The following is a 24,407-nucleotide window of genomic DNA, read 5'->3' as shown; positions in this document are numbered from 1 at the left end:
TCGTTCAGGCCGTACGGCCCAGGTGGGTAACGAGGATGTGGATGATGTCGTCGTCGATGACGTAGAGGACGCGATAGTCGCCGACCCGGAGGCGGCGGATGTCGAGGCCGTAGGCCACCGACTCCGTGGGGCGGGGTGTTTCGGCGAGTTGGTCGACGGCCTCGTAGACGGCGGCGAGGCCGACCGGGTCCTCCTTCAGGAAGCGGGTGGCCTGATCGGTGGCGCTCGCTTCCCAGATGATGCGGTAGGTCACGGTCGCAGCCCCAGGATGCGCCCGACCTCCTCGTGCGGGATACCCGGGCCGAGCGTCCCGGCGAGCTTGCGCCGCTGGTAGTCCGCCACCGCCAGCGAGTCCTCAAGATCCTCTATCACCTGCGGGGAGACGAGCAGCGCCGCCACATGGCCGTGGTCGGTGATCGCGATGGTCTCCCGGCTGTGCGCCGCGCGCCGCACCAGATCGCCGAGCTGGGCACGGGCCGCGCTGATCGTGATCTCAGTCATGCGCACATGATGGCACAACGTTAATGTTGTTTACCCTTGAAGTGGCAGGGTCCGGTCAGTTCTTGCGGTGGCCTATCAGGCGGGGCTTGGGTTCCAGGCCGTCCAGGCCGTGCCAGGCCAGATTCACCAGGTGCGCCGCCACCTCCGCCTTCTTCGGCTTGCGCACCTCCAGCCACCACTGGCCGGTCAGGGCGACCATGCCGACCAGGGCCTGCGCGTACAGCGGGGCCAGCTTGGGGTCGAAGCCGCGGCTCTTGAACTCCTTGCCGAGGATGTCCTCGACCTGGGTGGCGATGTCGGAGATCAGCGAGGCGAAGGAACCGGTCGACTGGGGGATGGGGGAGTCCCGGACCAGGATGCGGAAGCCGTCCGTGTACTCCTCGATGTAGTCGAGCAGCGCGAACGCGGCCTGTTCCAGCAGCTCACGCGGGTGCCCGGCGGTCAGGGAACCGGTCACCCCGTCCAGCAGCCGCCGCATCTCCCGGTCGACCACCACCGCGTACAGCCCCTCCTTGCCGCCGAAGTGCTCGTACACCACCGGCTTGGACACCCCGGCCTTCGCCGCGATCTCCTCCACCGATGTGCCCTCGAAGCCCTTCGCGGCGAACAGGGTGCGACCGATCTCCAGCAGTTGCTGGCGGCGCTCCGCACCGGTCATCCGGGTGCGGCGGGTCGTACGCCGCGGCTTGTCGTTGCTGGGGATGCTGGAGTCGGTCGCCACGGCGTCAATCATGCCGCCTCGGCGGTCTCCTTCCGGCGCCGGGAGCCGTCCAGGTCCTGGTTGCGCCGGGAATCGATACGTGAGCGTGACGGCCAGCGCACGTCGTAGGCCCAGCCCGCCAGCTCGAACCAGCGGATCAGCCGGGCCGAGGAGTCGATCTGGCCGCGGTCCACACCGTGCCGCGCGGAGGTCGGGTCGGCGTGGTGCAGGTTGTGCCAGGACTCGCCGCAGGAGAGCACCGCCAGCCACCACACATTGCCCGAGCGGTCCCGCGACTTGAACGGCCGCCTGCCCACCGCGTGGCAGATCGAGTTGATCGACCACGTCACATGGTGCAGCAGCGCCACCCGGACGAGGGACCCCCAGAAGAACCCGGTGAAGGCGCCCCACCACGACATCGTCACCAGCCCGCCGATCAGCGCGGGCAGCGCCAGCGAGACGGAGGTCCACACGATGAACTGGCGGGAGATCGCGCGCAGCGTCCGGTCCTTGATCAGATCCGGCGCGTACTTGTCCTGCGGGGTGCGCTCCTCGTCGAACATCCAGCCGATGTGGGCCCACCACAGGCCCTTCATCAGGGCAGGAACGGTTTCCCCGTACCGCCAGGGGGAGTGCGGGTCGCCCTCCGCGTCGGAGAACTGGTGGTGCTTGCGGTGGTCGGCGACCCAGCGCACCAGCGGCCCCTCGACCGCCATCGACCCGGCGATGGCCAGCGCGATCTTCAGCGGGCGGTTGGCCTTGAAGGAGCTGTGGGTGAAGTGCCGGTGGAAGCCGATGGTGATGCCGTGGCAGCCCAGGAAGTAGAAGAAGACCATCAGGCCGAGGTCCAGCCAGCTGACGCCCCAGCCCCACACCAGCGGCACCGCCGCGATCAGCGCGAGGAACGGGACGACGATGAAGAGGAGCAGGGCGGACTGCTCAAGAGAACCCTTGCGGTCGCCGCCCAGCGTGGCGGACTGCGGTGGCTCCCCGGTCGCCTGGGCGGTCGGTTGCGTGGTCTCGTCGATCACATCGGAGCTCGTGGTCATGGCGCGTCCCCTGTGGGGTCGTGGGTCGGGACAAGTACCGGGATACCGGAACAGGGGAAACACCTGGACAGATGCTTCCCTACGGTTCCGTAACCTACGGCGTCGTAAGTATGTCAGCGCGTAGCCCGGCGGCAAGAGCCCGACAGCCTGCGCGTCCTGCCCGACACCTATCCTTGGAGGCGGTCGGACAGCGCGGTCCGCTCTTACTTCTGCCCGGAAGCCCGGCCCGTAATGCGGTCCCCCCGCGCCACGGCCCAGGGCCTCCCCCCGACACGAGCCCCGAACTCATCAGCCGAGCCTCCACACTGCAAGGAGCCGCACCTGTGAGCAGTGCCGACGACCAGACCCCGACGACCGGCAGTGAACTGCGCGCCGACATCCGCCGGCTGGGCGACCTCCTGGGCGAGACCCTCGTCCGCCAGGAAGGCCCCGAACTGCTGGAACTCGTCGAGAAGGTCCGCCGCCTCACCCGCGAGGACGGCGAGGCCGCCGCCGAGCTGCTGCGCGGAACCGAGCTGGAGACCGCCGCCAAGCTGGTCCGCGCGTTCTCCACCTACTTCCACCTGGCCAATGTCACCGAACAGGTGCACCGCGGCCGGGAACTGCGCGCCAAGCGCGCCGCCGAGGGCGGACTCCTCGCCCGTACGGCCGACATGCTGAAGGACGCCGACCCCGAGCATCTGCGGCAGACCGTCCGCCATCTCAGCGTCCGCCCGGTCTTCACCGCCCACCCCACCGAGGCCGCCCGCCGCTCCGTGCTCAACAAGCTCCGCCGGATCGCGGCGCTGCTGGACACCCCGGTCATCGAGTCCGACCGGCGCCGCCACGATGTCCGGCTCGCCGAGAACATCGACCTGGTGTGGCAGACCGACGAGCTGCGGGTGGTCCGTCCCGAGCCCGCCGACGAGGCCCGCAACGCCATCTATTACCTCGACGAACTCCACGCGAATGCCGTAGGGGACGTCCTGGAGGACCTCACCGCGGAGCTGGAGCGGGTCGGGGTCGAGCTGCCCGCCGACGTCCGTCCGCTCACCTTCGGCACCTGGATCGGCGGCGACCGCGACGGCAACCCCAATGTCACCCCCGAGGTCACCTGGGACGTGCTGATCCTCCAGCACGAGCACGGCATCAACGACGCCCTGGAGATGATCGACGAGCTGCGCGGCTTCCTCTCCAACTCCATCCGCTACACCGGAGCCACCGAGGAACTCCTCGCCTCCCTCCAGGCCGACCTGGAGCGGCTGCCCGAGATCAGCCCTCGCTACAAGCGGCTCAACGCCGAGGAGCCCTACCGGCTCAAGGCCACCTGCGTCCGCCAGAAGCTGGTCAACACCAAGCAGCGCCTCGCCAAGGGCATCCCGCACGAGCCGGGCCGCGACTATCTCGGCACCACCGAGCTGCTGCACGACCTGACCCTGATCCAGACCTCGCTGCGCGAGCACCGGGGCGCCCTGTTCGCCGACGGCCGGATGAACCGCACCCTCCGCACACTGGCCGCCTTCGGCCTCCAGCTCGCCACCATGGACGTCCGCGAGCACGCCGACGCCCATCACCACGCCCTCGGCCAGCTGTTCGACCGGCTCGGCGAGGAGTCCTGGCGCTACACCGACATGCCCCGCGAGTACCGGACGAAGCTGCTGGCCAAGGAGTTGCGTTCGCGCCGCCCGCTGGCGCCCAGCCCGGCGCCGGTCGACGCGGCCGGGGCCAAGACGCTCGGGGTGTTCCAGACCGTCAAGCGGGCCCTCGCGGTGTTCGGGCCCGAGGTCGTCGAGTCGTACATCATCTCGATGTGCCAGGGGGCCGACGATGTGTTCGCCGCCGCCGTGCTCGCCCGCGAGGCCGGGCTGATGGATCTGCACGCCGGGTGGGCGAAGGTCGGCATCGTGCCGCTGCTGGAGACCACCGATGAGCTGAAGGCCGCCGACTCCATCCTGGAGGACATGCTGTCCGACCCGTCGTACCGGCGGCTGGTCGCGCTGCGCGGCGATGTCCAGGAGGTCATGCTCGGCTACTCCGACTCCTCCAAGTTCGGCGGCATCACCACCAGCCAGTGGGAGATCCACCGCGCCCAGCGCCGACTGCGCGATGTCGCCCACCGCTACGGCGTGCGGCTCAGGCTGTTCCACGGCCGGGGCGGCACCGTCGGCCGGGGCGGCGGCCCCACCCATGACGCCATCCTCGCCCAGCCCTGGGGCACCCTGGAGGGCGAGATCAAGGTCACCGAGCAGGGCGAGGTCATCTCCGACAAGTACCTCATCCCGTCGCTGGCCAGGGAGAACCTGGAGCTGACCGTCGCCGCCACGCTCCAGGCGTCCGCCCTGCACACCGCCCCCCGCCAGTCGGTGGAGGCGCTGGCCCGCTGGGACGCGGCGATGGACGTGGTCAGCGACGCCGCCGAGGCCGCCTACCGGCGGCTGGTGGACGACCCCGACCTGCCCGCGTACTTCTTCGCCTCCACGCCCGTCGACCAGCTCGCCGATCTGCATCTCGGCTCACGCCCCTCGCGCCGCCCCGACTCCGGGGCCGGTCTCGACGGGCTGCGGGCGATCCCCTGGGTGTTCGGCTGGACGCAGTCCCGGCAGATCGTGCCCGGCTGGTTCGGCGTCGGCTCCGGACTGAAGGCGCTGCGCGAGGCGGGTCTGGACACCGTCCTGGACGAGATGTTCGGACAGTGGCACTTCTTCCGGAACTTCATCTCCAATGTGGAGATGACCCTCGCCAAGACGGATCTGCGGATTGCCGGGCACTATGTGGACACCCTCGTCCCCGACGAGCTGAAGCACGTGTTCGCCGCCATCCGAGCCGAGCACGAACGGACCGTCGCGGAGATCCTGAAGATCACCGGTGAGGCCGATCTGCTGGACGCCCAGCCCGTCCTGAAGCAGACCTTCACCATCCGGGACGCCTACCTGGACCCGATCTCCTACCTCCAGGTGGCCCTGCTCAAGCGCCAGCGCGACGCGGCGGCGGCCGGCGACGAGCCCGACCCGCTGCTCGCCCGCGCACTGCTCCTCACGGTGAACGGCGTGGCGGCCGGCCTGCGCAACACGGGCTGACGGGCAACGGCAGAGCAAAAGGGGTCGGCGCGGTCAGACGGCGAAGAACGCCGCCGTCAGCAGCACCGCGCCGGCCCCCGCCAGCACCAGCGCCGCCCGGGTCCGCCGCAGCCCCCCGGCCACCACCACCGACGCCAGCAGCAGCGCGCCGCCCAGCGGCACCCACGCGTACAGCACCCCACCGGGCCCCGAGCGCACGGCCTCGGCCCCGCCCGGCTTCATCACCACCGTGTACGTCTGCCCCTCGGTCACCGCCACGGTGTCCTCCAGGGCGACGCTCCTCCGCGCCGTCGACCCCGACGACAGCGGGGTGTACGCCCCCGTACAGACCGCGTCGGCGCAGCGCGCGACCTCGATGGTGCCGCGCTCCCGTCCCTTGGTCAGCATCACGTACTGCGCGGAGCCCCAGGACGCCCACACCCCGGCGATCAGGATGAGCGCGGCGACCGTGCCCATCGCCGCGAACCGCCCGAAGCGCAGCGCGGCGCCCGCGCCCTGACTGGATGCGACGGCAGAAGGCATGGCGGCGATCCTTGGCCATGACCGCGCACCCGGTCAACTCCCGCCGGGCCGGGCCGTCCGGACGAGCCGGGGACAAGTCAGGAGTTGTACGTACTCTGCGCCCGCTCCAGCCCCTCCGCGAGCAGTGCCTCCACGGAATCCGCCGCCCGGTCCACGAAGTAGTCCAGTTCCTTGCGCTCGGTGGAGGAGAAGTCCTTGAGGACGAAGTCGGCGACCTGCATCCGGCCCGGCGGGCGCCCGATGCCGAACCGCACCCGGTGGTAGTCGGGGCCCATCGCCTTGGTCATCGACTTCAGCCCGTTGTGCCCGTTGTCGCCGCCGCCCAGCTTCAGCCGTAGTACCCCGTAGTCGATGTCCAGTTCGTCATGGACGGCCACCACCTGGGCGAGGGGCACCTTGTAGAAGTCCCGCAGCGCGTTCACCGGCCCGCCGGACAGATTCATGTACGACATCGGCTTGGCCAGGATCAGCCGCCTGCTCGCCGGTCCGGGCGGTCCGATCCGCCCCTCGACCACCTGGGCCTGCGCCTTCCCGGCCCGCTTGAACTTCCCCCCGATCCGGTCCGCCAGCAGATCCGCCACCATGAACCCCACGTTGTGCCGGTTCATCGCGTACTCGGGCCCGGGATTGCCCAGTCCCACGACCAGCCAGGGGGCATCGGCGCCGCTCGTCACGTCCACATCTCCCTCGTACGCTCCCACTGAATACGGAAACAGCCGCCGCTCCACAAGAGAAGGAGCGGCGGCTGGAAAGCTACCGTTGCCGGGCCGGGGCGATCACGCCTCGGCGACGGCCTCGTCGGCGGCGTCGGCGGACTCCGCCGGCTCCTCCTCGGCCTGCGCGGCCAGCACCTGGAGGACCACCGCGTCCTCCTCGACGGCCAGGGTGACGCCCTTGGGCAGGGTGATGTCCTTGGCCAGCACGGACGCGCCGGCCTCCAGGCCCTCGACGGAGACGGTGACGTTCTCGGGGATGTGGGTGGCCTCGGCCTCGACCGGCAGCGCGTTCAGCACGTGCTCCAGCAGGTTGCCGCCCGGGGCCAGCTCGCCCTCGGCCTGCACCGGGATGTCGACCGTGACCTTCTCGCCGCGCTTGACCAGCAGCAGGTCGACATGCTCGAGGAAGCCCTTGATCGCGTCGCGCTGCACGGCCTTCGGGATGGCCAGCTCGGTGCGCTTGCCGTCGATGTCCAGCGCGATCAGCACATTGGGGGTGCGCAGCGCGAGCTGGAGCTCATGGCCCGGGAGGGTCAGGTGGACGGGGTCGGTGCCGTGCCCGTACAGGACGACGGGAACCTTGCTGTCGCGGCGGATACGGCGGGCGGCGCCCTTGCCGAACTCGGTGCGCGTCTCGGCGGCGAGCTTCACCTCGGACACATGGATCACTCCTCGTAGAGGTAGATACGGACGTGGTCACCCGGCCACGAACGGCCTGCTACGAAGAGCGCGTCGATAACGGAGAGCCCACCACCACGACAGCAGCGGTACGGCCTCCCTCGCCGAGCAACTGCACCAGAGTACTCGGCGGGGGAGGCCGTGGAAAAATCGATCAACCTGCGGCTAGCGCGCGGGGCTCACTGCTCGTCGAAGAGGCTTGTCACCGAGCCGTCCTCGAAGACCTCGCGGACCGCGCTGGCGATGGTCGGCGCGATGGACAGCACGGTGATCTTGTCGAGGTCCAGCTCACCCGGCGTCGGCAGGGTGTTGGTGAACACGAACTCGCTCACCTTGGAGTTCTTCAGCCGGTCCGCGGCGGGACCGGAGAGCACACCGTGGGTGGCCGTCACGATGACGTCCTCCGCACCGTGCGCGTACAGCGCGTCGGCGGCGGCGCAGATCGTGCCACCGGTGTCGATCATGTCGTCGACCAGGACACACACCCGGCCGCGGACCTCGCCGACCACCTCGTGCACGGTGACCTGGTTGGCCACGTCCTTGTCACGGCGCTTGTGGACGATCGCCAGCGGGGCGCCGAGCCGGTCGCACCAGCGGTCGGCGACCCGGACCCGGCCGGCGTCCGGGGAGACCACGGTCAGCTTCTCCCGGTCGACCTTGGCGCCCACGTAGTCCGCGAGCAGCGGCAGCGCGAACAGGTGGTCCACGGGGCCGTCGAAGAAGCCCTGGATCTGGTCGGTGTGCAGATCGATGGCCAGAATCCGGTCCGCGCCGGCCGTCTTCATCAGATCGGCGATCAGCCGGGCCGAGATCGGTTCACGGCCGCGGTGCTTCTTGTCCTGACGGGCGTAACCGTAGAACGGCACGATGACGGTGATGGAGCGGGCCGACGCGCGCTTCAGCGCGTCGATCATGATCAGCTGCTCCATGATCCACTTGTTGATGGGCGCGGTGTGGCTCTGGATCAGAAAGCAGTCGGCGCCGCGCGCCGACTCCTGGTAGCGCACATAGATCTCACCGTTGGCGAAGTCGAACGCCTTGGTCGGCACGACCCCGACACCCAGCTGGTGGGCGACCTCCTCGGCAAGCTCGGGGTGGGCGCGGCCGGAGAAGAACATCAACTTCTTCTCGCCGGTCGTCTTGATCCCGGTCACAGCACTGTCTCCTCAGAGGTGTCTCAGCTGGAAGTGGACACGGCGTCTCAGCTGGGCGAGAGACGTCGTCTCAGCTGGTGGGGTGCGGGTGGGCACTTATCACGGTACGCCGTGTTCGGAGCATCGGTTTCCGGTCAGCCTTCGCCGCCCGGCTCCCGGGAAGCCGCCTCGGCCGCCTTCGCCGACGCGCTGCCGGGACGCTTGCGGGCCACCCAGCCCTCGATATTCCGCTGCTGACCACGGGCCACGGCCAGCGAACCGGGCGGCACGTCCTTGGTGATCACGGACCCGGCGGCGGTGTAGGCGCCGTCCCCGACCGTGACAGGCGCCACAAACATGTTGTCCGAACCCGTCTTGCAGTGGGAGCCGACCGTCGTGTGGTGCTTGTGCTCACCGTCGTAGTTCACGAACACGCTGGCGGCGCCGATGTTGCTGTACTCGCCGATCGTCGCGTCCCCGACATAGGACAGGTGCGGGATCTTGGTGCCCTCCCCGACGGACGCGTTCTTGGTCTCCACGTACGTCCCGATCTTCGCCTTGGCGCCCAGCCGGGTCCCCGGCCGCAGATAGGCGTACGGGCCCACGCTCGCCGCCGCCCCGACCTCGGCGCCGTCGGACACGGTGTTGTCGACCCGGGCCCCCGCGCCGACCCTGGTGTCGGTGAGACGGCTGTTGGGGCCGACCTCCGCGCCCTCGCCGACATGGGTCGTGCCGTGCAGCAGGGTGTTGGGGTGGACGAGGGCGTCCTGCTCGAAGGTGACCGTCACATCGACCCAGGTGGACGCCGGGTCGACCACGGTCACCCCGGCCAGCATCGCGGCGGTCAGCACCCGCTCGTTGAGGATGCGGCGGGCCTCGGCCAACTGCACCCGGTTGTTGATCCCGGCGATCTCCCGGTGGTCCCCGGCGACCGACGCCCCCACCCGGTGCCCGGCCTCGCGCAGGATCCCCAGCACATCGGTGAGGTACTCCTCGCCCTGGCTGTTGTCGGTGCGGACCTTGCCCAGCGCGTCCGCGAGCAGCGGACCGTCGAAGGCGAAGACGCCCGAGTTGATCTCCCGGATGGCCCGCTGCGAGTCGGAGGCGTCCTTGTGCTCCACGATCGCGGTCACCGCGCCCGAGGCCGCGTCCCGCACGATCCGGCCGTAGCCGGTGGCGTCCGGCACCTCGGCGGTCAGCACCGTGACCGCGTTGCCGTCCTCGGTGTGGGTGCGGGCCAGCGCCTCCAGCGTGGCGCCGGTCAGCAGCGGGGTGTCCCCGCACACCACGACGACCGTCCCGCCGACGACCCCGCCCAGCTCCTCCAGGCCCATCCGTACCGCGTGCCCGGTCCCGTTCTGCTCGGCCTGCACCGCGGTGCGCACCCGCGGGGCGATCTCCCCGAGATGGGCGGTGACCTGCTCCCGGGCATGGCCCACGACCACCACGAGCCGCTCCGGGTCCAGTTCGTCCGCGGCGGCCAGCACATGGCCGACCAGACTGCGACCGCTGATCCGATGCAGAACCTTGGGTGTGGCCGATTTCATACGGGTGCCCTCACCCGCTGCGAGTACGACGACGGCGGCCGGGCGAATGGCGCTCACGGGATGCCCTTCGGCTGTGGAGAGGGGTGTGGACACCCGCAGAATACCGGGGGCACCCGGGCCGGACATGAGAGTGGGCCCTGACGGTGCTGTTGCGGTCAGGGCCCGGACACGAGGGTGACGCTCTGTCGGCTCCCGGAGAAGGATTCGAACCCTCATTCAACGGACCAAAACCGTTTGTCCTGCCCTTAGACGATCCGGGATGGCGTACGCGCTGCACCCGATGTCGTTGATCGGCTTCGCGCACGGACACCACTATGCCGTACCGGGAGCCCTCCGGGCGACGGTACAAGTCCGGACGGTTCGGTCGCCGGGCGATCACCGGGGGTGCGGTGACCCGGTCGTCGAAACTCATCGGAAAACGGGGCGGCCACGCCCGTAGGCTGGGAGGCATGACCACGACGGGGGTAGACCACGCCACGGCCCCGGCCGGGGCTGCCGGGGGGCTGTGGTGGTGGACACGACGGCGCAGCGCGGTGTTCGACATCCTGCTCGCCACCGTCTCCGCGCTGGAGTGCGCGCTGGAGGGCATCCCCTTCGCGCGGGACGCGGGGATTCCGGTGGGAGCCGGGATCGTCTTCGGGCTGATGGCCGGGGCGGCGCTGCTGGTGCGGCGGCGCTGGCCGATCGCCGTGGTGCTGGTCGCCATCGCGATCACCCCGGCCCAGATGGGCTTCCTGATGGGCCTGGTCGGCCTCTACACCCTCGCCGCGACCGAGCTGCCGCGCCGGATCATCGGCTCACTGGCCGGAATGTCCCTGGTGGGCACGGCGATCGTCACCTTCGTCCGGGTCCGGCAGAGCGCCCAGAGCGGACCCATGGACCTGGGTGACTGGTTCGTCCCCTTCGCGTCCATCACCACCGCCGTCGGCCTGACCCTGCCGCCCGTCCTGCTCGGGCTCTACGTCGGCGCCCGGCGCCGGCTGATGGAGAGCCTGCGGGAGCGGGCCGACTCCCTGGAGCGGGAGCTGCAACTGCTCGCCGAGCGCGCCGAGGAGCGGGCCGAGTGGGCGCGCGGCGAGGAGCGCACCCGGATCGCCCGGGAGATGCATGACGTCGTGGCGCACCGGGTGAGCCTGATGGTGGTGCACGCGGCGGCCCTCCAGGCGGTCGCCCGCAAGGACCCCGAGAAGGCCGTGAAGAACGCGGCGCTGGTCGGCGACATGGGCCGGCAGGCGCTGACCGAGCTGCGCGAGATGCTCGGCGTGCTGCGCAGCGGCGAGGGCGCCGGTGGCGGCGGTGGCGGTGGCCATACGGCGGCTCCCGGGCCGTCGGTGCCGCTCGCGGCCGTCGGGGTGGCCGCTGCCGCCGCCGCGAACCGGGCCGCCGAGGAGGGCGCCGCGGAGGGACCGGCGCTGGCGGCGCTGGACGAGCTGGTCGGGCAGTCCGCGGCGGCCGGGATGGTCGTCGCGCTGTCCATCGAGGGCGAGGTGCGGGCGTACGCCCGGGAGATCGAGCAGACCGCGTACCGGGTGGTGCAGGAGGCGCTGACCAACGTCCACAAGCACGCGGCCGGGGCGAAGACGTACGTCCGGCTCGCGCACCGGGCGGCGGAGATCGCGATGCAGGTGGAGAACGAGCCGCCGCCCGAGCTGGCGGCGGTGTCGCTGGTACGGCTCCCGTCCGGGGGCAACGGTCTGGTGGGCATGAAGGAACGGGTCGTCGGCCTCGGCGGCGTGTTCGTCTCCGGCCCCACGGACGCGGGCGGGTTCCGGGTGTCGGCGGTCATCCCGGCGATGTGACACCCGGCGGGCGGCTGGACGGGGGTCCCCTCGGGCCGTGACACCTCACGTGCGGTTGTCGTACGGCGTGGGCGGGCCCGGTTCGTGGCATGGCTCCCGGCCGCGCGTTTCTTCGAGCAGCCGCCGACGATCCGTGCTCCCGATGCCGGGGCTCGGGGAGCGCGCGTCCACGGGCCCGGCGGTGGAGGGGGCGGGGGTGGCCGTACCTCTTGGGCGGAGCCGTTTCGCCGTGCGGCCCCCGTTCGCCGGCTCTCCGAGGGACCGGGGGGTCAGGGGGTGGTGAGGCGGTGGGGTTCTGTGCCGGAGATCAGGGTGGTCAGGGCCTGGTCCATGTCCGGGCCCAGGTACCAGTCGCCGGTGTGGTCCAGGGCGTACACGCGGCCCCCGGTGTCTATGGCCAGCAGCGCCTGCGAGTGCGGTTCCGCGCCCAGGGGGCTGACCTCGGTGTCCAGCGCGCGGCCGAGGTCGCCCAGGGTGCGGGCGAGGTGCAGTCCGTGCAGCGGGTCGACATGGAGGCCGACGGGGGCGAGCCGGCGGCCCGGCCCCGTCGGGATGATGCGCAGCCCGCCGAACTCCGCCCACGCCTCGACGGCGGCCGGGAACACGGCGTGCGTGTGGCCCGCCGGGGAGGAGTGCTCGCGCAGGGCGTCGGCCCAGATCTCGGCCTGCTTGATGTCCCAGCGGCCCGGTGTCCATCCCGCCGCGCGCAGGGCGGCGTCGACGGGGACCGGGAAACGGGTGGTGGAGGTGCGGTCGGGATGCATCTGGCCTTTGTTTCGGTCGGACGGCGGGCGCGCGGCTCGGCGCCCGTCAGGCGCCCCGGTCGGCGGGGTCGACGATCCGGACGCCGAAGTGCGCGGTCAGCGCGGCGCACGCCCGGCACGGCTCGGCGAAGCCGCCGTGCAGGGGATCGCCGTCCTCCCGGATGTGGCGGGCGGTGAGCCGGGCGTGCTTGAGGGCCTTGCGGGCCTCGCCGTTGGTCATGGGCTTGCGCGCGGCGCGCTTGCTGCGCCCGGCGTCGGCGGTGGTGATGTGCCGGGAGACCAGGATCGTCTCGGCGCAGCGGCCGGTGAAGCGGTCCCGCCGGTCGCTCGGCAGCGAGTCCAGGAAGTCCTGCACCAACGGGTGCAGCGCGGGCGGCTGGTCGCCGCGGGCGGCGGTGCCGGTGAGGGTGGCGCCGCGCACGGAGAGCGCCGCGGCGACGGTGGGGAGTATCCCGTCCCGGCGGTGCAGCAGGGCCGGGGCGTGCGTGGGCTCGGCGCTGCTCCAGCCCACACGTGGATCACCGGACGGGGCCTGGTGCGCCCCCGTTTGTGTCGCGTTCATGATCGTTCTTCCCCTCCTTGCATCCCCCCGGCCCGATCCAGAGTGCCAAATGCCGTGGCCCGTGCGGAAGCTGGGGCGGTCCGACACGCCAGCGTCCGGGCAGCCTGTGACCAGGGCGTGACGGGTGGTCACGGGGTTCGGTGAAGGGTCGTGGGGGTGTGCGGGAGGTGTGACGGGCGCCGCCACCGGTGCCGGTGACCGGTGTTCGCGTTCCGCATAGGCTGTCGCCACGTGCTGCGCGCGATCGGCGACGACGGCGGTCGATGACGACGGTCGATGATGGCGATCGACGACGAGTGTCGATGACGACGGCGGTCCGCGCGGAACGGACAGCAGACAGCGAGTGACAGTCGGATACGGGGTGTGGTGGGCCGAACGGGGTCACCGCTGTCCGTACAGAGTGCCGCAGGGGGCAACCGCCATGACAGCAGGTCGGCTCGGGCAGCGAGCCGCGCCGCCGAACGCGGCCTACGCCGGGCAGGTCGTGCACTTCCCGGACCCGGTCCGGGCCGCTCGTCATCCCCATGGGGTACGGGTGGACGAGCACGGCTACCCCGACTTCTCGCCCTACGCCCGCGCCGCCGCGCAGATCGCGGAGCCGCCGGAGGGCTTCGGCGTCGACGAACTGCGCCTCACGGACTATGTGTCGGCGAACGCGGCGCAGTCCGCCGCCGGGCACGCCCTGTGGGACACGGTCGCCCCGGTGGCCACCCCGCACGGCTGGACCTGGCACCACGTGGTCGGCACTCGGCGGCTGGAACTCGTCCCCGTCGAGGTCAAGGCGCTGCTGCGGCACCACGGCGGGATCGCCACGTCCGCCGTGGACCAGGACAAGCGCGGCACCCGCCCGCTCCAGGAGACCCGGCCCGCCCACATCCGGCTGCCCAAGTCCGGGGTCGCGGTGACCGAACAGCAGGTCAGTGGCGTCGAGGAGGACCTCGGCTACCAGCTGCCCGGCGCCTACCGCACCTTCCTGAAGGCGGCGGGCGGCTGCGCCCCGGTCGGCACCGCGCTGGACGCGGAGCTGGGACTCCTGGTCGACCAGCCGTTCTTCACGGTCCGCGACGAGGCCGCGGTCAACGACCTGGTCTATGTCAACAAGTGTCTGCGCGACCATCTCACCAAGGACTACCTCGGGGTGGGGTTCGTGCAGGGCGGGCTGCTCGCGGTGAAGGTGAAGGGCGACCGGATCGGCTCGGTGTGGTTCTGCGCCTACGACGACGCCCGCGACACCGACCCGTCCGTACCGCCCGCCGAGCGGGTGGCGCGGCTGCTGCTGCCCTGCGGCGAGGACTTCGACGCGTTCCTGGCGCGGCTCGCGGGCTCTCCGCCGGAGCTGGAGACGGTGGCGAACCTGATGGTGGACGGCGGCTTCGCGCAGACCGTGCCGGTCGCGTCCGGGGCGGGGGAGTGAGCTGACGATGGTGACGTTCGCACAGGCGCAGGAGCGCGGCGAGGAGTGGATCAACGGCGAGCTGCCCGCCTACCAGCACCGGGAGGTGCGGGTGCGGGAGTTCGACCTCGGGTTCGTGGTGTGGGCGGAGGACCGCGCCGACGGTCCCCGCTCGGGCGGCGGCACCCAGCGGCTGGTCCTCGCCCGGGACAGCGGCGAGGCCACCCTGTGGCCGTCCCTCCCGGTGGGCGAGGTCGTCCGCCGGTACGAGGAGGAGTACGGCCAGGTCGCCGACGCGGCTCCCGCGCCCGCGCCCGCCGCGTCCCGGATGGACCTCAACCAGACGTCGTTCCTGCTGACTCCGCCGGAGTGGCTCCAGGAGGCGGCGGACCGGCTGGGGATTCCGGACGGGAGGAGTGGGGGGACCGGCGGGAGAGGCGGGAGTGGCGGGAGAGGCGGGACGGGGGCTGGGTCTGGGGTCGGGATCGGGTCTGGGTCTGGGGTCGGGATCGGGTCCGGGTCTGGGGTCGGGATCGGGTCCGGGTCTGGGTCCGGGTCCGGGTCTGGGATCGGGGTCGGGTCCGGGTCCGGGGTCGGGACCTCGGGGGGAGTGTCCGGCGGTCTGGCCGAGACCCAGCCCGGGGTGGTGCCCGGGGCGCCCGCCGGGGCGACGCCCTGGGCCGGGACCGACACCAACGCCGGGGGCGCCGACGACGGCTCCGTACCGCTGCCGGTGACCGTGTTCGCGCCGCCGCTGAGCGGTGCCGACGACGAGGACGCCCCGCCGCAGGTGGCGCCGGAGGCGCAGACCGCGCTGATGGCCGGGGGCAGCGGGTTGCCGCCGACGGTCTCGGCACCGGCGCTGGACGACACGAACGGGGCGCCGGGCGGAGCGGGCGGCGGGCCTCATGGGGCGGTGCCGCCGGGTGCGGTGACTCCGCCGGGGGTGCCTTCGCCGGGGGCGGTGCCACACGGGACGCCTCCTCCGCCGGGGGCCGTTTCGCACGGGACGCCTTCCTCGCATGTTCCTCACGGGGCCGTTCCGCCGGGAGGTACGCCTCCGCCCGGGGGGCCGGGTGCGCCCGGATCCTCGTACGGCTATCCGCAGGCGCCCGGGATGCCGGGGACGCCTCCCGCGGGTGTGCCCGGGGCCGGGCACGTGGGGGACATCGCCGACGCCGCCACCAGCAAGGCGGCTCCTCCGCCGCGCCGGGGCGGCCGGGGCGGCGCCCCGCCACCGCCTCCCGGGGCGCCGGGAGTTCCGGGGGCCCCGGGGGTCCCGGGCGGACGGCCGGGGGCGGCCTCGCCTCCGCCGCCGCCCCCGCCGGGCGTACCAGGAGCACCGGGCGTACCGGGGGGTTCGTCCGGTGGCGGGTCCGGCGCGTACGTGCCCACGCAGATGGTGCCGCCGGTCGGGCCGCCCGCGCCGCCCGGCGCACCGGTCGGGGGCGCGCGGAACGCCGTCCACCATGAGGAGACCGTGCTCGCCGGGCCGCCGGTGGGGCGGGGGGCCGTGCCTCCGCCGCCGCCCGCGCCCGGGGTGCCGACCGGGGCCCCGGGGCCGGTGCCGCCCGCGTACGGCTATCCGCCGCAGGGGCAGCCGACGGTCGGGCCCGGCTATCAGGCCGTGCTGCGCTACCGCGCGCAGGACGGCTCCGAGCAGCAGGTGATCCGGCGGTCCGCGCCGGGCACCCCGCACCCGGAGTGGCAGATCTTCCATGAGCTGCGCGGTCTGAACGTGCCGCCAGACCAGGTGCTGGAGCTGCACACCGAGCTGGAGTCCTGCGAGCTGCCGGGCGCCTACTGCGCGCGGATGATCCGGGAGCAGTGGCCGCAGGCGCGCATCACCAGCATCGCCCCCTACGGCGCCGATCACGCCGGACGACAGCAGGGGATGCGGCAACTCCTCGCCCATCAGGGCGAGTTGCACCAGGTCGCCGACGGGCCCGCGCGCCCGGCGCCGGTGCGCGCCCCGCTGCCGCCGGTGCCGCCCGCGCCGCCGATCCCGCCGGAGGGAGTGGCGCAGGAGCTGGCGGGCGCGTTCGGGCCGGGGGTGTTCCGGTTCGAGCAGGCCGCGGTGTCCCGGCAGGGGGTGCCGCCGGTCGTGGCGCACACGCTGGTGGTGGCCGGACTCCCGGCCGACATGGGGCCGTTCTTCTGGGCGCAGGCCCAGCCGGGGCGGCCGGTGCCGACGCTGGCGGAGCTGGCCGCCGAGCGCGGGGTGCGGCCGGCCGCGGACGCCGGGTCGTATCTCGTCATGGGCAGTGACTTCGGCAAGGCGATCTGTGTGCAGTACGGCACGGCGAACATCGTGGCCGTGCCGGTCGAGCCGGGGCCGGGCGGGGCGCCGGTGCCGCCGCAGTTCGTGAACACCGGGCTGCCCGAGTTCGTCCGCTGTCTGGCGCTGCTGGGGCGGATGTGGCGGCTGCGGTTCGGACTGAACCAGGAGCAGGCGGGCCGCTGGACCGTCGACTTCCAGGCCCAGTTGGCCGCCCTCGACCCGGCGGCGCTCAGCTCCCCGGAGAGCTGGTGGTCCGTGCTGCTGGAACAGATGTGGGACGGACTGCTGTGATCCGCCCGGCCCGCTGAGGCGGGTCGAGGAAGGGCCGTCCCCGGTCGCCGTACCGGGGACGGCCCTTCCGCATACGTACCGGCATATGGCCGTACGAATACCATGCTGACGACCTTCGTAACGTATAAGCGGAGTGTCGCGTTATGAACCTTTCTTCCTGATCCGCCAAGATGTGCGGCACATCGAACTGAGCGCACAGCTATGTCCGGTCCGGCGGAGAGGGGTTCAGGATGAACAGCGCGTCGATGGCGCCACACGGCTTTGCGACCGTCCGGGGGCGCGGCTACCGCCCCGAGCACGTCGACGCGTTCACCGCGGACCTCGCGCGGGACCGGGACGCGGCGTGGGAGCGGGCCGCGCGGCTGACCGTGCTGGCCAAGGACATGGAGGCGGAGGCGGAGCGGCTGCGCGAGACGGTCGCCGGGCTGCCGCCGCAGACGTACGACACGCTCTCGGAGCGGGCGCGGGAGGTGTTCCGGCTGGCCCGCGAGGAGGCGGCGGAACTGCGGGACGGCGCCCGGCGCTCAGGGCGGGAGGAGATCGAGCAGGCCGAGTCGTACGCCCTCACCGTGGGCGAGAAGGCGAGGGACGAGGCGGACGCGCTGCGCGCCGACGCCGAGGAACGCGCCCGTCAGCGGCTGCTCGCGGCCCGCGCGGAGGCCGACGCGCTGCGGGTCGGCGCCCGGCGCGAGATCAAGGAGGGCCGCGGCGAGGCCCTCTCGGCGCTGCGCGAGCTACGGCAGCGGACCGCCGGGATGCTGACCGAGCAGCAGAAGGAGCACGCCGAGCGGTGGACGACGGCGGAACGGGAGGCGGTCGCGTCGCTCGCGGCGACGGACGCGCATCTCGCGGACCGGGTGGCCCGTGCGGAGGCGGCACTGTCCGCCGCGAAGCGGGCGTTCGCCGCGACGGAGGACTCCGCCCGCCGCGCCCAGGACGAGGCCCACGCCCGCGCCACCGACCTCCTCACGGACGCCCGACTCCACGCGGACCGGATCGCCCGCGAGACGGAACGGGTGCTGTGCGACCACGGGGAGCGGTGGGACGACGTACGGGCGCAGATGGATGAGGTACGCAGCAGTCTTTCGGCGCTGACCGGGGGGCGGGCACCGGCGGAGTAGTTCGTGGGGTGGTCGATCGGGGGTGGGTTGGCTGCCCTGAGGCCGTTGGGCCTCAGTCCCGGGCGTGGCGTGCGGGGGTCAGACGGTCGCGGCACTGCCGTTCCCGCCGCACTGCGGGCAGGTGAAGGGGCATGGCGGGAGCGCGCAACGGGGAAAGGCCACGACGCCGGACACTGGGTCGAGCCGTCCGCCGTACTCCTCCCACCAGGGGTTCTCGGCGGCTTGCCGGGGCTGAGCCGAGGTGTCGGTGAGCATGACCGACTCCGGGGCCGGGAGCGAGCCGGTACGGGTACTGCCTCGCTTCGCTGGGGCCGTCATGATTCCCCTCCCACGAGTGCACGGTGCAACGCCACCTGTTCCGCGACCCGCGCGCGCAGTTCCGGCAGGCTCGGTGCGTCCACGGTGTGGGCGAGGTTCCAGGCGGGGTCACCGGCCCGGTCGGCGCCGATGCGGTCCCGCAGTGCGTCCACGTCGTACGGCGCTGTCGCGTACCAGTGCGGGGGTTCGCCGCCGTCGGACTTCGACCGGAACGACGTCCAGCCGTCCGGGAGCGCGGCTGGACTGTCGCTGCTCTGCGCGGCGGCGGCAACGTCCGCGCGCTGACCGCTCACCGGATGCCCGGAGGTGGCTTTGGGCACTGTCGTCAACCCCTTGGTGGTTGGTGGCCACGCCCCCGGACGTTTGTTCGTCGCGGGGGTCCTGTTGCCTCAAGAGCTTCGACCCGCCACGACCCATCCGTGAACGCCGAACGGGGAACCCCTCATGCCGGAGCGGGGAACCCCGGCTGCACTCAACTGGGGTTCCCCGCTGTAGCCGTGAGGCTACGCTGTGAAGGGATTACTTCGGTTCGGGTGAGGTGGCTCCATGGATGACCGCACAACTCTGCGGAGTGGGTATCCACTGACGATTCCTGACGCACTCCTGACGAGTGACGCCATGCGCCAAGCCTGTATGGCCAGGGACTTCCAGGAGATTTTTCGTTTGGTCAATCGACGGACCGGTTCCAGTCATAGCGTCATGGCTGCTGCCGTTGGAAAGATGACCAGTTCACGGGTCAGCGACATTATCCGCGGTGTGAGAAGCATCCGAGGGCATGAAGTCGTGACGCGGGTGGCGGATGGGTTCGGGATTCCAGGGGAGATGTTGGGCTTGCCGCCCCGCCCGTGGGAAGGTGCTGAAGGGCCTGCGAATCCGAAAACGGATTCCGTTCAGAAGCGAATCGAGAACGCCGGGCGAGACGGGGCGACCGCTTTCCCCTCGAATGAGGCGATGCAGATAGATCGTGGCCATCGAGCCATGCAAGCCCTTGAGGTAATCGGAGACGAGAGTTCGAGCATGGTGTCCATCGCCCTCGGGGATCTGATCAGCCACTACACTCTGAGGATTTACTCTGTATCGCCCGCAGAGGTATACGACGAAATATTGGCCGTACGGGGCTACGCCAGTCGGTTCCTTGGCGCTGGGACGTCTTCTGGGACTCGTCAGGAATTGACCCTCTCCATTGGCTGGCTTTCTTGTCTGCTTGGTATCGCCGCGTGCGATATGGGAGCGCACGCGGCAGCTCATCTTTGGTGTAGTGATGCCCAACGCCGCAGTGAGGAAGTAGGTCATCCCGAACTATCGGGCTGGGCGATTCTGACCAAGTCTCTCGTCTCCTTTTATCAGGGGCGCCCTCATGAATCAGTTAACTTGACAGTGCAAGGGCAGAGTGTGACTAGATCCGGGACTGTAGTTCACGCAAGATTGGCAACACAAGAAATGCGAGCGTCAGCAATGGCTGGAGATGCCGGGCGCACAGAATTGGCGAGGAAGTACGCCTCCGGGGAAATCGCCAAGCTGCCTGACGGCTCGAAGGCGACGGGGGCCTTCTCTATCTCTCCTGGTGAAGACCCGCCCTATACTGCGACATCGCTGATGCTGCTCGGGCGTCACGAAGAGGCCGTGTCCGCGACGAACCGCGTATTGGATTCACTCTACAATTCCGAAGCGCGGCAGCGCGGTGAACACCCCTCCAGCTATGCCCGTGCCCTGCTCATTCTTGGACTTGCCCATGCGGGCTCAGGAAACCTTGACGAAGCGGTATCTGCCGGGCACGCCGCACTCGCGGGGAGCCGACCAGCGTGGCCGACCATAGCCCTTGCGGAAAAGCTCGATGACGCATTCAAGCGAAATTTCGCTAAAGCGCGTGAAGTCGAAGAATACCGCATCCGGTATCAGGAAATTTCTAGCCAGATGTCCAGAGGATCGAGCGTCTCGTTTTGAAGGGACTGGTATGAGCGGCGACGAACTGAACCTCGGGGAGGTCAGCGAGATCACGGACTTCGTGGACATCGAGGCACCTCCACCGGAGAACGAGCCGACCGCCCTCTTCCTTTTCGGTACGAACCAAGTCAATCCGGTCGAGATTGCCGCACGGCGATTTCGTCAGGGACTGGCACCTCTCATCATCGTCACGGGCGGAGTCAACCGGCATGACGGAATTGTAGAAGGGCAGGTTTTCCGGCAGCAGCTCATGGAGCGAGGGGTTCCTGACTCTGTTATTCGGTGTGAGGATCGTGCCGCGAACACATGGGAGAATGTTGAATTCACGCTTCCGGATTTGCAAGAAGCCAGAGAATCCGGTTTGAAGGTCACGGCCGTGAGCAAGTGGTTCCACCGCCGAACCCTTCACTGTCTTGCAACCCTCGCTCCCGAGTTGGGGGAAATTTACGCAGTTTCATGGGAGCCGATTTACGGGGGGAGGCTGGCGAATCGCGCGGATTGGCCTTTCATCCCGGACGGCAAGCGGAGGGTGGTCCGAGAATGGGTGGAAGTCTCCCGGCGGGTTGCCGAGGGCAGCTTCAAGAGCATAGAGCGTATCGATGGCGCTTGGCAGTTCTGAATCAATGAAGCAGCCCTGGTCGTCAGGCCGGGACTGCTTCGAGCGCTTCCGAGGTCGTCGAATGGATTGAGGAGTCTGCCGCATGGATCTGAAGCGCTACACGCACGTGGACGCACGGGATGTGCGTTCTCTGCTGCTGGATATCCATGACGAGGCATACGCCGACACCCCGGACGAGTTTCACTCGCGTGAACGCTTTTCCTACTTCTTCGATATCTGGTCTTCCCGAGAAAATTGGCTATGTATTTCAGGGTGGGAGGAGGGTCGCCCTGTCGGTTATGCGTATGGCTCCATGCTCAGGCCGGGTGGCTGGTGGAAGGGGCATCCGCGCCCCCGCGACCTGCGAGGCTCCGTCTTTGCGCTCTCAGAACTCATGGTCGTTCCGGTATGGCGCGGCACGGGGCGTGCGCAGAGAATTCACGACGCTCTCATAGGAGAAGTGACGGCCGATGTTGCTTCGCTCATGGTGGAAACTGAACGCCCCGGAGTCCAGGCCATGTATGAGCGTTGGAGCTACGCCAAGGTGGGCGAGGCAAAGCCTTCCGGCGACTCTCCGCTGTATGCGGTCATGGTTCGGAAGCTGACATCGGGTACCGACGCTGGAACGCAATGAAGAGGGAAGCCCCGACCTGAGTGGTCGGGGCGAGACTGCCTGGGCCTGACGGGATCTGTCGTCGGTCAGTGAGGGGACGGTGGAGGGTCGGCCGGTCCTTCCGGCGGCTACAGCCCTGCGCGGCTTCCCCTCAGCCGCCTCACCCCCGGCGTCGTACCACCCCCGCCAAGATCCAGCCCTCCACCGCCTCGTACTGGTGGCGTTGTTCGTCGGCCTTGCGGCGGCCGGAGGCCATTGTGCCGAGCCAGCCGAGGGCGAAGCCGAGGGGGATGGTGACCAGGCCCGTGGTGGTGAAGGGGAAGAAGTTGATGTCGTACTCGGGGAACGCGGACAGGGGGGAGCCCGAGACCAGGTTGGTGCCGGGCATCAGGGCCAGGACCGAGAGTGAGCCGCCGATCAGGGTCCACAGCAGGCCGGTGCGGGTGAACCGGCGCCAGAAGAGGCTGTAGACCAGGGCGGGGGCGAGGGCGGACGCGCCGAGGCAGAAGGAGAGGGTGACCAGCGGCTGGAGGCTGCGGTGCTGGACCATGGTGGCCAGCAGGATCGCCACCCCGCCGACGGCCAGCGCGGACAGCCGGGCGAAAGTCATCTCGCGGCGCGTGGACAGCCCCCGCATCCGGGTCGCGAACACATCGTGGGCCAGGGAGTTGGCGCACGCCAGGATCATCCCGGCGACCGAGGCGAGCACGGTGAGGAAGACCGCGGTGGTGACGGTGGTGAGCAGGAACGTCTCTCCGAGCGTCGCCTCCTCCGGGCCGAACGCCGCGCGGGAGCCCAGCAGGAACGCCGAGTTGCCCTGCGGGTCCGCCGCGGAGAGCACCGCACGGCCGATCAGCGCGGTCGCGCCGAACCCGATGACCGTGATCAGGACCACGAACAGGGCCACGCTGGACACCGCCCAGGACATCGACCGGCGTACCTGCGGCGCGCTGGAGGCCGCGTTCATCCGCATGGTGACGTGCGGCAGCACCCCGCCGCCCAGCACCACCGCCAGATGTCCGGTGATCATGTCGATCCCCGGGTGGGGGACGGCGGAGAACTGGAGTCCGGGGTTCAGGAAGGCCGTACCGGCGCCGCTGTTGTCCGCCGCCGCGGTGAACAGCGCCGTCGGGTTCCAGTCGAACTGGTTCAGCACCAGCGCCGCGACCACCGCGCCGGACCCGAGCAGCATCACCATCTTCAGCACCTGGATCAGCGCGGTGCCCTTCATGCCGCCGATCGCCGCGTAGAAGATCATCAGCACCCCGAGCACCACGATGCAGGCGGTCTTCAGCCCCTCCCCGGAGAAGCCCAGGATGAAGGCGAGGAGTTCACCGGTGCCCGCGAGCTGCACCAGCATCAGCGGCAGCAGCGCCGCCAGCGTCACCAGACAGGCCGCGATCCGTACCGTGCGGCCCGGCATCCGGCGGGCGAAGACATCGCCCATGGTGAAGCGGCCCGCGTTGCGCAGGGGTTCCGCCAGCAGGAACATCAGCAGCAACAGCGACAGGGTGGTGCTCAGGGCGAGGACGACACCGTCGTAGCCGTAGAGCGCGATCACCCCGCCGGTGCCCAGCACGGTCGCGGCGGAGATGTAGTCGCCCGCGATGGCGAGACCGTTGCGCAGCGGGGACAGGGCGCCGTAACCGGTGTAGAACTCGTCGATCTCGTCGCGGTCCGGGCCGGTCATCACACAGAGCAGCAGGGTGACGGTGACCACCGCGGTGAACGCGACCAGCGCCATGGACTGGTCGGAGTCGCTGAATCCGTTCATCGGGCACCGCCCTCCCGCCGGGCGTCGATGTCGGCCTGGCGGCGCAGCCGTTCGGCGATCGGGTCGACATGGCGCCGGGCGGTCTGCTCGTAGAGCGCGGTCGCCAGCCAGGTGACGGGGAGCTGGGCCAGCGCGAGCAGCATCCCGAGCGGCAGTCCGTCGGTCAGGGTCCAGCCCATCACCGAGGGCGCCCCGGCGGACAGGAACAGGAAGAAGGTGAAGTAGCCGAGCGCCGTGAACGTGGCGGTACGCCGCTGGATGCGGTACGCGCCGCGCAGCACCCGCAGATCGCTGTGCTGTCCCAGCGGGGCGTGCGTGGGCAGGCCGTAGGAGGCCGCGGGTATGGGAGGTATGGGGGGTATAGGGGGTTCCTCGGGTCGGCCCGGCTGCTCGGGCTGCCAGAAGTAGTCGTTGTGCGACGGGGGCGGGGTGTACGGGGAGTGCGGCGGACGGGGCGGGAAGGGCGGGTCGTGCTGCGGCAACGGGTCGTATGACATCCCGTGCTCCTTGCGCGGCTCAGGGTCCGGGCGGCGGACCGCGGGGAGGTGGAGGGCGGGGCACGCACGTTACTCGCCAGTTAGGTTCGCGCGTGGCGTTTTCGCCAAACTGAGTGGTCGGTTTGGCGGCGGGGCGCTGACCTGCGACGTTGATCGCCAAATGGTTGTATCAGCCCCCTAAGAGGCGGGTTCGCGCTGCTGGACCGGGCTCCTGGGAGGCGTCTTCGGGGTGCTGGGCGGCGCCCTTGAGGGCCGTGTTCCGGCTGCCGGAGCGGGGTCCTGGGGGCGTCTTCACGCCGCTGGACCGGGCTCCTGGGGGCGGCTTCGCGTCGCTGGACGGCGGTCCCTGGTCCTCGGGCGTCTTCGCGTCGCTGGATGGCGGTCCCTGGTCCTCGGGCGGCTTCGCGTCGCTGGATGGCGGTCCCTGGTCCTCGGGCGGCTTCGCGTCGCTGGACGGCGGTCCCTGGTCCTCGGGCGGCTTCGCGTCGCTGGACGGCGGTCCCTGGTCCTCGGGCGGCTTCGCGCCGCTGGACGGCGGTCCCTGGTCCTC

General features: G+C 70.6%; 22 protein-coding genes, 1 tRNA gene and 1 pseudogene. 9 read left to right on the top strand and 15 right to left on the bottom strand.

All coding sequences use genetic code 11. From position 1 onward, the window contains the following. Positions 1-4 precede the first annotated feature (4 nt). The 4 genes from AB0D49_RS17740 to AB0D49_RS17725 are packed head-to-tail and all read right to left on the bottom strand — an operon-like array spanning position 5 to position 2,250. Positions 5-253 (bottom strand): type II toxin-antitoxin system RelE/ParE family toxin, encoded by a 249-nt coding sequence (locus AB0D49_RS17740; RefSeq protein WP_362758031.1) that lies wholly within the window; start codon positions 251-253, stop codon positions 5-7. Next, the gene (locus tag AB0D49_RS17735; RefSeq protein ID WP_362758029.1) at positions 250-501 is read right to left on the bottom strand and encodes a type II toxin-antitoxin system Phd/YefM family antitoxin; all 252 of its coding nucleotides are present in this window, start codon (positions 499-501) and stop codon (positions 250-252) included. Before AB0D49_RS17735 ends, AB0D49_RS17740 begins: the two co-directional genes overlap by 4 nt. Before the next feature lie 55 nt (positions 502-556). Beyond that, entirely contained in the window at positions 557-1,234 is a 678-nt protein-coding gene (locus AB0D49_RS17730) for a TetR/AcrR family transcriptional regulator (protein WP_362758027.1), read from the bottom strand. After that, the gene (locus AB0D49_RS17725) at positions 1,231-2,250 is read right to left on the bottom strand and encodes a fatty acid desaturase (protein WP_362758025.1); all 1,020 of its coding nucleotides are present in this window, start codon (positions 2,248-2,250) and stop codon (positions 1,231-1,233) included. Before AB0D49_RS17725 ends, AB0D49_RS17730 begins: the two co-directional genes overlap by 4 nt. A 323-nt stretch (positions 2,251-2,573) precedes the next feature. Here AB0D49_RS17725 and ppc point away from each other — a divergent pair, with 323 nt between their 5' ends. After that, positions 2,574-5,306: a phosphoenolpyruvate carboxylase gene (gene ppc / locus AB0D49_RS17720; RefSeq protein WP_362758023.1), complete on the top strand. Its 2,733-nt coding sequence runs from the start codon at positions 2,574-2,576 to the stop codon at positions 5,304-5,306. A 33-nt stretch (positions 5,307-5,339) separates the two neighbouring features. Here ppc and AB0D49_RS17715 read toward each other — a convergent pair whose 3' ends face one another. From AB0D49_RS17715 to AB0D49_RS17690, 6 genes are all read right to left on the bottom strand, one after another. Further along, complete coding sequence (locus tag AB0D49_RS17715) at positions 5,340-5,828, bottom strand: hypothetical protein (RefSeq protein ID WP_362758021.1); 489 nt, start codon at positions 5,826-5,828, stop codon at positions 5,340-5,342. Positions 5,829-5,905: 77 nt separating this feature from the next. Then, positions 5,906-6,508 (bottom strand): aminoacyl-tRNA hydrolase, encoded by a 603-nt coding sequence (pth, locus tag AB0D49_RS17710; protein WP_362758019.1) that lies wholly within the window; start codon positions 6,506-6,508, stop codon positions 5,906-5,908. A 96-nt stretch (positions 6,509-6,604) separates the two neighbouring features. Continuing rightward, entirely contained in the window at positions 6,605-7,204 is a 600-nt protein-coding gene (locus AB0D49_RS17705) for a 50S ribosomal protein L25/general stress protein Ctc (protein WP_362758017.1), read from the bottom strand. 197 nt (positions 7,205-7,401) lie between these two features. After that, positions 7,402-8,376, bottom strand: a complete 975-nt coding sequence (locus AB0D49_RS17700) for a ribose-phosphate diphosphokinase (protein ID WP_362758015.1) — start codon at positions 8,374-8,376, stop codon at positions 7,402-7,404. Positions 8,377-8,510: 134 nt separating this feature from the next. Next, positions 8,511-9,959 carry a bifunctional UDP-N-acetylglucosamine diphosphorylase/glucosamine-1-phosphate N-acetyltransferase GlmU gene (glmU, locus tag AB0D49_RS17695; RefSeq protein WP_362758013.1) on the bottom strand — a complete coding sequence of 483 codons (1,449 nt, stop codon included), beginning with the start codon at positions 9,957-9,959 and terminating at the stop codon, positions 8,511-8,513. 132 nt (positions 9,960-10,091) lie between these two features. Further along, a tRNA-Gln gene (locus tag AB0D49_RS17690) sits at positions 10,092-10,162 on the bottom strand. A 189-nt stretch (positions 10,163-10,351) separates the two neighbouring features. On the opposite strand from AB0D49_RS17690, the gene AB0D49_RS17685 reads away from it, so the two are divergent. Further along, the gene (locus AB0D49_RS17685) at positions 10,352-11,701 is read left to right on the top strand and encodes a histidine kinase (protein ID WP_362758011.1); all 1,350 of its coding nucleotides are present in this window, start codon (positions 10,352-10,354) and stop codon (positions 11,699-11,701) included. 269 nt (positions 11,702-11,970) lie between these two features. On the opposite strand, the gene AB0D49_RS17680 is transcribed toward AB0D49_RS17685, so the two are convergent. Beyond that, positions 11,971-12,465 carry an SUKH-3 domain-containing protein gene (locus tag AB0D49_RS17680; protein ID WP_362758009.1) on the bottom strand — a complete coding sequence of 165 codons (495 nt, stop codon included), beginning with the start codon at positions 12,463-12,465 and terminating at the stop codon, positions 11,971-11,973. Positions 12,466-12,511: 46 nt separating this feature from the next. After that, positions 12,512-13,027 (bottom strand): YwqJ-related putative deaminase, encoded by a 516-nt coding sequence (locus AB0D49_RS17675; RefSeq protein WP_362758007.1) that lies wholly within the window; start codon positions 13,025-13,027, stop codon positions 12,512-12,514. 421 nt (positions 13,028-13,448) lie between these two features. Here AB0D49_RS17675 and AB0D49_RS17670 point away from each other — a divergent pair, with 421 nt between their 5' ends. From AB0D49_RS17670 to AB0D49_RS17660, 3 genes are all read left to right on the top strand, one after another. Then, positions 13,449-14,441: an SMI1/KNR4 family protein gene (locus AB0D49_RS17670; protein ID WP_362758005.1), complete on the top strand. Its 993-nt coding sequence runs from the start codon at positions 13,449-13,451 to the stop codon at positions 14,439-14,441. Between the two features lie 7 nt (positions 14,442-14,448). Next, positions 14,449-16,992: an SUKH-4 family immunity protein gene (locus AB0D49_RS17665; protein ID WP_362758003.1), complete on the top strand. Its 2,544-nt coding sequence runs from the start codon at positions 14,449-14,451 to the stop codon at positions 16,990-16,992. A gap of 230 nt (positions 16,993-17,222) precedes the next feature. Next, the gene (locus AB0D49_RS17660; RefSeq protein WP_362758001.1) at positions 17,223-18,113 is read left to right on the top strand and encodes a cellulose-binding protein; all 891 of its coding nucleotides are present in this window, start codon (positions 17,223-17,225) and stop codon (positions 18,111-18,113) included. Positions 18,114-18,427: 314 nt separating this feature from the next. On the opposite strand, the gene AB0D49_RS17655 is transcribed toward AB0D49_RS17660, so the two are convergent. After that, positions 18,428-18,751, bottom strand: a complete 324-nt coding sequence (locus AB0D49_RS17655; RefSeq protein ID WP_362757999.1) for a hypothetical protein — start codon at positions 18,749-18,751, stop codon at positions 18,428-18,430. A 226-nt stretch (positions 18,752-18,977) separates the two neighbouring features. Between AB0D49_RS17655 and AB0D49_RS17650 the strand changes: the two genes are divergently transcribed. From AB0D49_RS17650 to AB0D49_RS17640, 3 genes are all read left to right on the top strand, one after another. After that, a complete protein-coding gene (locus tag AB0D49_RS17650; RefSeq protein WP_362757997.1) occupies positions 18,978-20,375 on the top strand; it encodes a hypothetical protein in 1,398 nt (465 codons plus the stop codon). 10 nt (positions 20,376-20,385) lie between these two features. Continuing rightward, positions 20,386-20,994, top strand: a complete 609-nt coding sequence (locus tag AB0D49_RS17645; RefSeq protein ID WP_362757995.1) for a YdcF family protein — start codon at positions 20,386-20,388, stop codon at positions 20,992-20,994. A gap of 82 nt (positions 20,995-21,076) precedes the next feature. Further along, positions 21,077-21,607 carry a GNAT family N-acetyltransferase gene (locus AB0D49_RS17640; RefSeq protein WP_362757993.1) on the top strand — a complete coding sequence of 177 codons (531 nt, stop codon included), beginning with the start codon at positions 21,077-21,079 and terminating at the stop codon, positions 21,605-21,607. A gap of 139 nt (positions 21,608-21,746) precedes the next feature. On the opposite strand, the gene AB0D49_RS17635 is transcribed toward AB0D49_RS17640, so the two are convergent. Both AB0D49_RS17635 and AB0D49_RS17630 read right to left on the bottom strand, forming a co-directional pair. Next, positions 21,747-23,360 carry a cation acetate symporter gene (locus AB0D49_RS17635; protein WP_362757991.1) on the bottom strand — a complete coding sequence of 538 codons (1,614 nt, stop codon included), beginning with the start codon at positions 23,358-23,360 and terminating at the stop codon, positions 21,747-21,749. Then, positions 23,357-23,857 (bottom strand): DUF485 domain-containing protein, encoded by a 501-nt coding sequence (locus AB0D49_RS17630; protein WP_362757989.1) that lies wholly within the window; start codon positions 23,855-23,857, stop codon positions 23,357-23,359. Before AB0D49_RS17630 ends, AB0D49_RS17635 begins: the two co-directional genes overlap by 4 nt. A gap of 245 nt (positions 23,858-24,102) precedes the next feature. Here AB0D49_RS17630 and AB0D49_RS17625 point away from each other — a divergent pair. Next, positions 24,103-24,407 (top strand): annotated as a pseudogene (locus tag AB0D49_RS17625) (hypothetical protein); the annotation flags it as partial.

Source organism: Streptomyces sp. NPDC048290, from assembly GCF_040652095.1.
In the GTDB taxonomy this organism is placed as follows: Bacteria; Actinomycetota; Actinomycetes; order Streptomycetales; family Streptomycetaceae; genus Streptomyces.
Note: the sequence above shows the minus strand (reverse complement) of the source record. Positions and strands in the feature narration are given on the sequence as shown.

Excerpts from the sequence above, each read along its gene's own strand:
- AB0D49_RS17635 (WP_362757991.1), bottom strand. The coding sequence starts at position 23,360 with ATGAACGGATTCAGCGACTCCGACCAGTCCATGGCGCTGGTCGCGTTC.
- AB0D49_RS17735 (WP_362758029.1), bottom strand. The coding sequence starts at position 501 with ATGACTGAGATCACGATCAGCGCGGCCCGTGCCCAGCTCGGCGATCTG.
- AB0D49_RS17645 (WP_362757995.1), top strand. The coding sequence starts at position 20,386 with ATGAGCGGCGACGAACTGAACCTCGGGGAGGTCAGCGAGATCACGGAC.
- AB0D49_RS17730 (WP_362758027.1), bottom strand. The coding sequence starts at position 1,234 with ATGATTGACGCCGTGGCGACCGACTCCAGCATCCCCAGCAACGACAAG.
- AB0D49_RS17665 (WP_362758003.1), top strand. The coding sequence starts at position 14,449 with ATGGTGACGTTCGCACAGGCGCAGGAGCGCGGCGAGGAGTGGATCAAC.
- AB0D49_RS17630 (WP_362757989.1), bottom strand. The coding sequence starts at position 23,857 with ATGTCATACGACCCGTTGCCGCAGCACGACCCGCCCTTCCCGCCCCGT.
- AB0D49_RS17670 (WP_362758005.1), top strand. The coding sequence starts at position 13,449 with ATGACAGCAGGTCGGCTCGGGCAGCGAGCCGCGCCGCCGAACGCGGCC.
- AB0D49_RS17650 (WP_362757997.1), top strand. The coding sequence starts at position 18,978 with ATGGATGACCGCACAACTCTGCGGAGTGGGTATCCACTGACGATTCCT.
- AB0D49_RS17725 (WP_362758025.1), bottom strand. The coding sequence starts at position 2,250 with ATGACCACGAGCTCCGATGTGATCGACGAGACCACGCAACCGACCGCC.
- AB0D49_RS17715 (WP_362758021.1), bottom strand. The coding sequence starts at position 5,828 with ATGCCTTCTGCCGTCGCATCCAGTCAGGGCGCGGGCGCCGCGCTGCGC.
- AB0D49_RS17675 (WP_362758007.1), bottom strand. The coding sequence starts at position 13,027 with ATGAACGCGACACAAACGGGGGCGCACCAGGCCCCGTCCGGTGATCCA.
- AB0D49_RS17640 (WP_362757993.1), top strand. The coding sequence starts at position 21,077 with ATGGATCTGAAGCGCTACACGCACGTGGACGCACGGGATGTGCGTTCT.
- AB0D49_RS17680 (WP_362758009.1), bottom strand. The coding sequence starts at position 12,465 with ATGCATCCCGACCGCACCTCCACCACCCGTTTCCCGGTCCCCGTCGAC.
- AB0D49_RS17685 (WP_362758011.1), top strand. The coding sequence starts at position 10,352 with ATGACCACGACGGGGGTAGACCACGCCACGGCCCCGGCCGGGGCTGCC.
- AB0D49_RS17660 (WP_362758001.1), top strand. The coding sequence starts at position 17,223 with ATGAACAGCGCGTCGATGGCGCCACACGGCTTTGCGACCGTCCGGGGG.